Annotated in this window: 7 protein-coding genes; 3 read left to right on the top strand and 4 right to left on the bottom strand. The window is 37.7% G+C overall.

What is annotated here, in order from left to right:
* The first annotated feature begins 55 nt into the window (after positions 1 to 55).
* Positions 56 to 1,507 (top strand): glycoside hydrolase family 130 protein, encoded by a 1,452-nt coding sequence (locus ABIQ28_RS04500; RefSeq protein ID WP_348035629.1) that lies wholly within the window; start codon positions 56 to 58, stop codon positions 1,505 to 1,507.
* Here ABIQ28_RS04500 and ABIQ28_RS04505 read toward each other — a convergent pair.
* The 4 genes from ABIQ28_RS04505 to ABIQ28_RS04520 form a co-directional block, all read right to left on the bottom strand.
* Positions 1,504 to 3,813: a glycosyltransferase gene (locus ABIQ28_RS04505; protein ID WP_348035631.1), complete on the bottom strand. Its 2,310-nt coding sequence runs from the start codon at positions 3,811 to 3,813 to the stop codon at positions 1,504 to 1,506. The two genes, ABIQ28_RS04500 and ABIQ28_RS04505, sit on opposite strands and share 4 nt — an antisense overlap.
* A 762-nt stretch (positions 3,814 to 4,575) precedes the next feature.
* Positions 4,576 to 5,814, bottom strand: a complete 1,239-nt coding sequence (locus tag ABIQ28_RS04510; protein WP_348035633.1) for a hypothetical protein — start codon at positions 5,812 to 5,814, stop codon at positions 4,576 to 4,578.
* Entirely contained in the window at positions 5,786 to 6,226 is a 441-nt protein-coding gene (locus ABIQ28_RS04515) for a Rieske (2Fe-2S) protein (RefSeq protein WP_348035635.1), read from the bottom strand. The genes ABIQ28_RS04510 and ABIQ28_RS04515 overlap by 29 nt, the downstream gene beginning before the upstream one ends.
* A gap of 10 nt (positions 6,227 to 6,236) precedes the next feature.
* On the bottom strand, positions 6,237 to 7,433 hold the full coding sequence (locus ABIQ28_RS04520) for a di-heme oxidoredictase family protein (RefSeq protein WP_348035636.1): 1,197 nt from the start codon (positions 7,431 to 7,433) through the stop codon (positions 6,237 to 6,239).
* A gap of 470 nt (positions 7,434 to 7,903) precedes the next feature.
* Between ABIQ28_RS04520 and ABIQ28_RS04525 the strand changes: the two genes are divergently transcribed.
* Both ABIQ28_RS04525 and ABIQ28_RS04530 read left to right on the top strand, forming a co-directional pair.
* On the top strand, positions 7,904 to 8,104 hold the full coding sequence (locus ABIQ28_RS04525; protein WP_348035638.1) for a CsbD family protein: 201 nt from the start codon (positions 7,904 to 7,906) through the stop codon (positions 8,102 to 8,104).
* A 691-nt stretch (positions 8,105 to 8,795) separates the two neighbouring features.
* On the top strand, positions 8,796 to 9,047 hold the full coding sequence (locus ABIQ28_RS04530) for a hypothetical protein (protein ID WP_348035640.1): 252 nt from the start codon (positions 8,796 to 8,798) through the stop codon (positions 9,045 to 9,047).
* Positions 9,048 to 9,128 lie beyond the last annotated feature (81 nt).

Here is a 9,128-nt window from a genome sequence, read left to right on the forward strand (position 1 = left end):
ATTTCTAGTGATTTGCTTTATGGGACTCAAAGTGCAACGAAACAGTTTGAAGTTTATGCCGGATATTAAACGAGTAGTAACACGTTTTTTTGATATGGGTGATGAACGTACAAAACTATTGATTTCAAGAATCATGGATTTTTCTGATGAGAAAGTAGCCAGACAATTGTCAAAAACGCTTATAGATTTTAAGGGAAGGCATCGTAACCTGAAGAAAATATTTCTTTTACACTGTGGTAATTTTAAAGAGTTGATCAATCACATGGGAATAGACTTTGATGGTTTGACAGAAAATCAAAAGATGTTAATTGGGGCCTACAGTACCATGGAGTATTCTCTTGAATCTGCTGCACTTTTTAATCCCTCCATTGTTGAGGATTTTGACCAATCGTTTCTCAAAGAAGGAGAAAAACGGGTCATCATATCTTTTAGGGCCACAGGGGAAGGGCATTTGTCCTCCATTGTTTTTAGAAGAGGCATTTTGGATAAAGACAATAATCTAAACATCCTAAAGGTTAAAAACCATCTCGATTTGCCTAAAGTCGGCGCTAAGATGTCCTATGATAAAGGTCGGTTTGTGGAAAAAATGCATGAGATAAAAATTCCTAACAATTATATTTCTGAAATTATGGATCCTTTGCCAGATCACTTTGAATATTATGCTCTCAAACATGCACTTCACGATCTGTTATTGGATGAAAACATCGAAGAAACAAAAAGAGTGGCATTGACTGAAATGACTTGGTTGGTCGATTCTTATTATGATTTGCAGTTTGATGAGGTAAGCGATATTTCGGAACGTGTCATTTTTCCTAATTCTCCTGCCGAAAGTAGAGGTATTGAAGATGCGCGGTTTGTAAGATTTCAGGATGATGATGGGAAGGAGATGATTTATGCGACTTATACTGCATTTAATGGACATACCATTATTCCGAAATTATTAAGTACCTGCGATTTTTTAAATTTTAGAATTATGCCAATGCATGGCAATGCGGTACAAAATAAAAATTTCGCCTTGTTCCCAAGAAAAATCAAAGGCAAATATGCGATGCTCGCCAGAGTGGATGGTTATAACAATTATATCATGTTTTCAGACCGGATAACTTTGTGGAATAACCCCATTTTATTAGAAGAACCAAAGTTTCCTTGGGATCTTACCCAGATAGGAAATTGTGGCTCTCCAATTTATACTGAGGACGGTTGGCTTATTTTGACCCATGGAGTTGGCCCGATGAGAACGTATTGTATTGGTGCGTCTTTACTCGATTTAGATGATCCTACCAAGGTTATTGGCCGTTTAAAAAGACCGCTATTGTCACCTCGCAAGGAGGAACGTGAGGGCTATGTACCCAATGTGGTCTATTCTTGTGGAGGTATTATCCATAATGATCATCTTATCATTCCTTATGCTGTATCCGATTATTCGTCCGCTTATGCTACCGTTGAACTCGCCGTGCTTTTAAAAAAATTGAAACAGTCCATGAACGAAGTTGAAACCGTCTTTTAAAAGGATTTTTCAAATGCCATTCGCGCCATTAAATAGCTGACCGTGGATTCTGAGCCCTGATTCAAATTGACGTTTTCGAGCTCCAATCCGTCATGACACCCTGTAGTACAAGGGTTATAGATGATTTGATTGAGATGGTTATTGCCCATAAACCAACTAAAAGCCAATTCCATTTTGTCTTTATAACCTTCTTTTGGATAAATGTCATGAAACTTTTTAAGGGCCAATATGGTGTAGGCAACATCAATCGGTTGCTGACCGCCCAGAGAGCAATTTTCGATCGCATCGCCCTTCGCAAACCACGTTTGGTTTGAAATGACTTTAAATTCATCCTTTACAAATAAATGCTGAAGCAAAAAGTTGAATGATTCATAAGCGATGACATTATAGTCTTCAATCTTTGTCACACTATAAACATCCAGCATCGCTTCTGGCAATACGCTATTTCCATAAGTGAAATAAGATTCAAACCATTTCCATTGACCTTGTGATTCATGTTTGTACATTTTAAGCAGTTTAGTACCCAATTTGACCACAGTGGAATAATAAAATGAGTCTTGTTGGGCCAATCCTGATTTCGTCAGCCCTTTAATAATAAAAGCCATGGCTCTAGGCGAATTAAAATGGATGGCATTGGGAAGGAATTCATCCAAGCATTCTTTGGCCCTGTGAAAAATATAGGCATACTTTACCGGAAGAAGATCTTCAATTTCTAGCAAGTGACCGAGCGCCCAGATACCGCGTCCATTAGAGTCTTCAAGATTTACGCTTTCATTTTGTTTGGTAAATTCCTTATGTTCATTAACATAATTTAAAAAACCGCCATCATAGCGTAAACAATTTAGGACAAAACGAAAATATATAATGAGGGACGGGATCAGGCTTTCATTCCCGGTAAGCTTATAGTATTCACAAATCACGATTAAAGCTCTTGCATTATCATCCAGTGTGTAACCAGAGGTAATATCGGGTTGATTTAATTTTGAAAACTGAATTATTCCAACCGGAGTGGTCATCTTAAGTAAATGCTCCAGTTTTATTTCAGGTTTTTGATATTTTAGCTTAATGTTGGAAGCGAATTCCTGAAACATTTGTCCATGGGCCAATGCTGAATTTTCCCATGAGGTAGCTACAGAAGAATGAAGTGCGTTAAGTCCTAATATTTTTCTGTATTGTGGATCGTTCAAAAGAACTTTTAACTGTTTGGCCAACTTTTTACTATTTCCAAAATCGAATAACAGCCCTTTATTTTCTGTTAAGAATTCTTTGGCATGTGGAATTGGTGTGGAGATGATTGGACAGCCGCAGCTCATGGCGTAAGCAAATGTGCCACTTACCGCTTGATTGGGATTCATGGAAGTAAACAGATAAATGTCGGTAAGTTGAAGATATTCCAATAAGGCGTTTAAAGGTAAAAACTCGTTGATAAATTTGACATGCTGCTCTAATTTTAAATCCTTTATTTTTTTTGTTAAGAAGTTGCGATAGGTTTCTCCTTCGTTATTGACCAGCGTCGGATGGGTTGATCCCATGATCAAAAACATGACGTCCGGATAGTCCTTAACGATTTCAGGAAGCGCATCTAACGTGGTTTCTATGCTTTTGCCAGGTCCTAAAAGTCCAAAAGTTGACAAAACCGTTTTTCCGTCCAATCCATACTTTGATTTTAATTTTTCTTGACTTCGGTGTTTTATTAAATGGGTGCCGTGGGTAATGACTTTAATTTTTGATGGCAATATACCATAAGAATCTATGAGCAAGGATTTTGATGATTTTGTCATGACCGTAACACATTTTGCTGAAGACACAATGGCGGCGACATGTTTCAGCATGGTTTGGTCCGGATTTGGAAGGACCGTATGTAAGGCTACAATCAAAGGCTTATGTAAAGATTGTAAGAATTCAATAAACGTATCCGAACAGCCATTGAACAATCCAAATTCATGTTGAATCATGACAAGTTCAATAGACTCATCAATGTTTATTCTTGAGGATAAATCCTGATAACTCTCGGGAAGATCGGTATTTAGGCTGTAGGTGTAGTTTTCAGAAGACTTTAGAGGCTGTTGATTGTTATGTAAGGCACATATCTCAATTGAACAGGAACTTCCATACGCTTTATGGATATGATTTACCAAGTCTTTGGAATAGGCTGCAATGCCACATTGGCGAGGCGGGAAAGTGGTGAGCATCAAAATGGAACTGGTAAGCTTGGTGGAGGCTTTAGGTTTTTTGGTTTTTAAACTTTTCGAACGAAGATTCGTTCTTTTGGATGCCGTCGACTTTTTGAGGGATAGATTTGCCATGATCGGAAGTTTTTATAAGATTTAAAAGGAATTGTTTAAGGGGAAACGCATTAAATACTAAGCGGAGATGATTCTAAAGATAGTCATATAAGAGACTCCGAAGGACTTATTTCTGTTAAAATAAAGCTTGAAATTTTTATGTACTTCTTTTCGGACAAATGCGATAAGCTGTTGATTTACAGATTGTAGTTTTTCTTGTAGAAAATATCCTACCTGTGATTCGTTCTGTTTTCGCGCCACAAAAAGTGTGAATATAAATAGAGGACTTTGAACCTAAAACGCACAGTATGGTGGCCAGAATTGTTATCGACTTGTTTACATGCGAAAAAATAATGCGACAACCTCATCCTGAAAATAGCGGGACCTGTTTTTGAGAAATTAATAGATATTCAGTTCAACCTTAAATATAATTATATGTATTGAACACTTTTTAATTTTTTCCGTTGCACTTGAATATTGACTTCTCATTGGTATTGAAAGTCAATCTTTGGTGGATTTGATTACTTGGATTTCGTCTTAATTTCTAAAGATTTTTTACACGGACCTTCCCGGCTTTACAATTACCGTGTGAAATGTTATGAAAGGACAGGCGGATTACACGGATTACATTGATTCCACGGAGTACTCGGATTTCTGAAGGAAATTAAATAGTCCAATTAAGATGTCAAATGCACGAAAAATCAAAAAAACCTAAAGTTTGGGGAATCCATAGGTTTTATAATAAATGTCGTGTTATTTAGGGCATGTTCAGGAGGCGGTGGATCAAAAATAACTACTGAATCCCATATACCAAGTAGCGGCTCTTTCAGCAGGATTGTTCAGGATATCGATTTTCCATTCATAACGGTAGTTGATCCTAAACACCGTTTTAGGAGTAGGCCTAAAGCTGATTCCAGGAGTAACGGCAAGAATTTGATCGCCAATTTTGGTATCGGTTTCTGCAAATCGTCCCACGTTCCAGTCTACATAATCAAATCGGGCTGCAAAATTGAACGTGGCATCTTCCCATTCAAAAATTTTGTTTTTATAAACGGGTTGAACGATATCCATAAAAATACCGCGCTGTTTATTTCCGTATTGTTGGGTATAAGTATCTGGTGTTTCCGCCCAAATCCAAGCGGCTTCTCCAACAATATAAGTGCCGGTAGCCTTGATCGTGGTGTTCCAATCGATGGCGAAAACGTCTAGTTTCGCTTGGTCTTCCACTTCTTCGCCTGCATCTTCAAACTTGTTGTAAGTACCTCCCATATAAGAAATACCTATTTCTCCAATCTTTCTATTTTTTATGGCCAGCTTTCCAGAAAACATCGCTTTTCCGCTAAAGTTATCCTCAAAGAGATTTTCGCCATTCTTGTGCGCTGGCAAATAGGTTTTATCCTCTTCGTTGGAAATGATTCGGCTACTAAATCCGTTGGTCAAATACGCCTCATAGCCAAAAATCCAATTCCCAGAATAGGTTTTTCCGTACATTCCAAAGCCAGTATTGGATAGGGTAGCTCCCAACATATTAACTGCCACATCGGGACGTTCGACAAATTCCCATTTTGGGCCGTCATGGCTTTCGTTAAAAGCACCAATTGGATTCATGACAATCCCTCCTCTAAAGTTGAACAGGGGATGAAATGCCACATCTAAAGCCGCAAACTCAATCGCCACTTCCTTACCACCATCTTCGAATTCTATTTCGGTTAAAAACTTAATGCGTTCCGAAATGGAGGCGGCCATAAATATCGTTAATCTTCGCGCTTGAAAAGATAGGCCATCCGTAATGCCTTCCTCAATTCTGTGTATTGTATTAGCTTCCAGATAGCCGCCGAGTGTTACAGGGACTTTGTCAAAGCTTAGGGTGGGTCTATTAAATACCGCATCCATATTTAATTCAAGACCCTCGTCTTTTTTATCCTTTTTGGTGTTCTCTTCTTGCCCCATGACGGAACCAAAGTAGAGTAGACCGAGAACTAGGAGAATGTTTTTAAGAGAGTTCAATGTAAATAGTTTCATTTTGAATGGTTGTTTTGAATGTTTTTAAATCTTGATCGGCTGGGCCTTCTAAAACGCCACCTTTGGTATCGAACTCACTGCCATGACATGGGCATGTGTAAATGCCACCGCCCACATTGAGCTCACAACCGCGATGCGTACATTTCATTAGCGAGGCTTTGTATTCGCTGTCACCCGTTTTATAAAGGCAGATAGGAAAATCTTCCTTTGAAGTTTTGACTAAAACAAAACTCCTATAGGTCATGGTATTCTTTTTGGGAATCTCAAACTCAGAAAGCGGCACCATAAGAGTATTTTTTTTAATACTGCTGGTGGCATAATAGATACTTTCGCAAGACGTCAAGAGCGTAGTGGCAAAGGGAAGGCCTACCAAGCCTATTCCACAGGTTTTTAAGAATTTTTTCCGATCCATAAGTGTTGTTTTATAAGGATTCAATGAATTTTATGACTTGGTCCTTTTCTTTTTGACTTAAGCCTAGATATTTGTTTTTAGAGTTTTCAGCTTCTCCACCGTGATATAAAATCGCTTCTTCAATGCTTCTGGCTCTTCCGTCGTGAAGTAAAAAGTACTGACCACCTTGAGAATATTTTGATAATCCAATGCCCCATAAGGCTGGTGTTTTCCATTCGTAAGAATAGGCGTATCCTTCCGTATAACCATCGTCCAAATCTGGGCCCATATCATGTAATAACAAATCGGTGTAGGGATGAAATTCCTTGAAAGAAAGAGCCTCAATTGGCGAATACCCCGTTTTTAAGGTCGGCTTGTGGCAAGCTGCACACTGAATATCGCCGAACAAGGCTTTTCCCGCCATGACGTCTGGATTGTTTTGGTTTCTAGGAATTGGTGCTTTCAAAGTTTTTAGGTAAAAAACGACATCACTGATGGTTTGTCGGTCTATTTCCGGCTGTAGTTTGTCGCCACTATAGGTATCATAAGGCTCAAAATAGGAGGTGATTCCAATGTCTTGATTATAGGCATCTGCAGTTTGATGTAAGAGATCGTACATTTTACCTTTTTTTCCAAAACGCGAAATATATTTCCCGTCCACACTAATGGTTTCTGGACGATCCTTCACATAATCTGGTCGGGTGTTCCAATGGACGCGTCCACGAATACCGTCGCCATCCAAATCGTCGGGATCGGACATCTCGATAAGATCTTGATCTCTAACCGCATCCAGAAATCCTAAACCAGTAACAATCGGAGCGATCAACTCAGTATGTGGTGCTCCCGGTGGCAAGGTTTCAGGTGCATAACCTGGAATAGCACGGTTTTGAAGTTGAGGTCCTCCTTGTGCTAAATATTCATTAACGCCTGGAAAGGATTGTCCAAATCGGGTAAATTTCACGAAAGGATGCCCTTTTCCGTCGCCAGCATGACAGCTCACACAACTGGTTCCCGTAAAAATCGGACCCAAACCTGTTTCCACGTTAAAAATTTGGTCGTTGAATGCGACATCTCCCTTAATAAAACGCTTGGCCTCAGCCATGGTTAAATCTTCGACCGGGCCATCGAGTAATTCATATTCTTCAGGCTCTTGTGGACCAAGGATCTCACAAGAAAATAATAGTGGAAGTATAAACAAACTTCCCAATAGGTAACTTTTAATTCTCATTTATTTATCATTTTAGGCAAAACTAAACATTATACACGAATTAACAAATATATTTTTAGATAAAGCTAAAAATATATTTAGACAAGATGTTTTAGGGGAAATGATCTCTTACCACAAAATTGGGTTCTAAAAATCTTCACACTCATTTTATATAATACAGTATCCCTTTAAGAGAGTTGAAATCGCATTACTAGCCTTCTTTTATTACTAAGTTTTATCGATGCGCCATGCAAGGAAGAGCTAAAAAATTATCTGATTTAATAGCTGAGTTTTAAATTTATATGGTATAGTAGGAAATTTTGAAATATATTATTTAGAGTCATAACTCCTGAGATTTGGCCGTTCCCCGCGATCATTAGCCTTTATTTAACAGCATCTTAACTTGATTTTTACTTATTTAGGAGCAGATTAATGTATCTTTAATTTCAACAGAAACACAACTAAGTTTAACCTTAAAACAAAATAACATTATGAGTTCTACAGGAGATAAATTAAAAGGTAATTGGAATATTGCCAAAGGAAAAATCAAACAACAATGGGCCGACCTCACTGATGATGATTTAACTTATGAAGAAGGAAAAGAAGATGAGTTAAAAGGTCGTATCCAAAAAAAGACTGGCCAAACTAAGGAGCAAGTCAATAAGTTTTTTGATAGTATGAAATTTGATTAATTTAAATCAGATTGATAAGAATAGAAAAAAAATCCTGCCTATCGCGGGATTTTTTTGTTCAAGCTAACACATTGCTTCAACCACTACTGTTGGGAATGAGAGAGGATAAAAACCCTGAATCTGTCCTAAAAGAATTATCAAATTAATAAAAAGGCTTACATAGATTTTTATGAAAATTGACTGAATAGAAATAACCCATCCAGATAAAGTGATTTTTCCAAAGTCCAAAAATCACAAAAATCGAAATGATCAGTTATTATAGCGAAGTGGCAGAAAAAATGTTGCTCTATCTAAAAAACAGAACACTGAGCCTTAACCGATTTCCTGATGGCATTGAATCCAAAGGGTTTTATCAAAAAAAATGGTCTGACTATTATCCTGATTTTATAAAAAAATAATCAGGTGACAACTGAAGAAGAGGAAAATACACAAATTGTCTGTAATTCAAAAAAGGCCCTCATCTATTTGGCAAATCAAGGGACTGTCGGTTTCCATCCCTGGTTGTCCAAAATCGATGACATAAACAAACCTGACAAAGTCGTATTTGGTCTGGATCCGGCATAAAATTCTTTTGAAATGGTAAAAGGGTGCATTTTCAAGAAAAAAGAATATAAAACCTTTATTAATGACCACAAGTCAGCATGGTTTTCATGTGTGGTACAACATACGCTGATCTAAAACCTTTGATGAAATTAAGCTACAATTGAAAGCAACGGCTCAGGAATTGGAAAGGCTTTATCCCTCCATATTTACAACTGCGGTCCGAATAAACCAAAGGGACGGCAAAGTTTTTGTCGCCTATCTTCGAAACGCCTATTCACAAACTTGGGTATGTCCTTATTCATTGCGACCGAATCCGTTAGCTGGTATTGCCAAGCCAATAACCTATGATGAATTATTGAAATTTAAATGTGCCGATCAGTTTTATCTTAAAAATCATTAAGGTTTGGAAAACTAAAGGGTTCGGTTAGATGAAAATTATTATTTGTCTTACTTTTTTTTGCAATCGAGTCAATTTTTAGGA

Origin of the sequence: Gelidibacter sp. (assembly GCF_039916245.1) — a bacterium.
Classification (GTDB): Bacteria; Bacteroidota; Bacteroidia; order Flavobacteriales; family Flavobacteriaceae; genus Gelidibacter.

Bases quoted from the DNA above. Each gene is read 5' to 3' on its own strand.
- ABIQ28_RS04525 (WP_348035638.1), top strand. From the start codon at position 7,904: ATGAGTTCTACAGGAGATAAATTAAAAGGTAATTGGAATATTGCCAAA.
- ABIQ28_RS04500 (WP_348035629.1), top strand. From the start codon at position 56: ATGCCGGATATTAAACGAGTAGTAACACGTTTTTTTGATATGGGTGAT.
- ABIQ28_RS04505 (WP_348035631.1), bottom strand. From the start codon at position 3,813: ATGGCAAATCTATCCCTCAAAAAGTCGACGGCATCCAAAAGAACGAAT.
- ABIQ28_RS04510 (WP_348035633.1), bottom strand. From the start codon at position 5,814: ATGAAACTATTTACATTGAACTCTCTTAAAAACATTCTCCTAGTTCTC.
- ABIQ28_RS04515 (WP_348035635.1), bottom strand. From the start codon at position 6,226: ATGGATCGGAAAAAATTCTTAAAAACCTGTGGAATAGGCTTGGTAGGC.
- ABIQ28_RS04520 (WP_348035636.1), bottom strand. From the start codon at position 7,433: ATGAGAATTAAAAGTTACCTATTGGGAAGTTTGTTTATACTTCCACTA.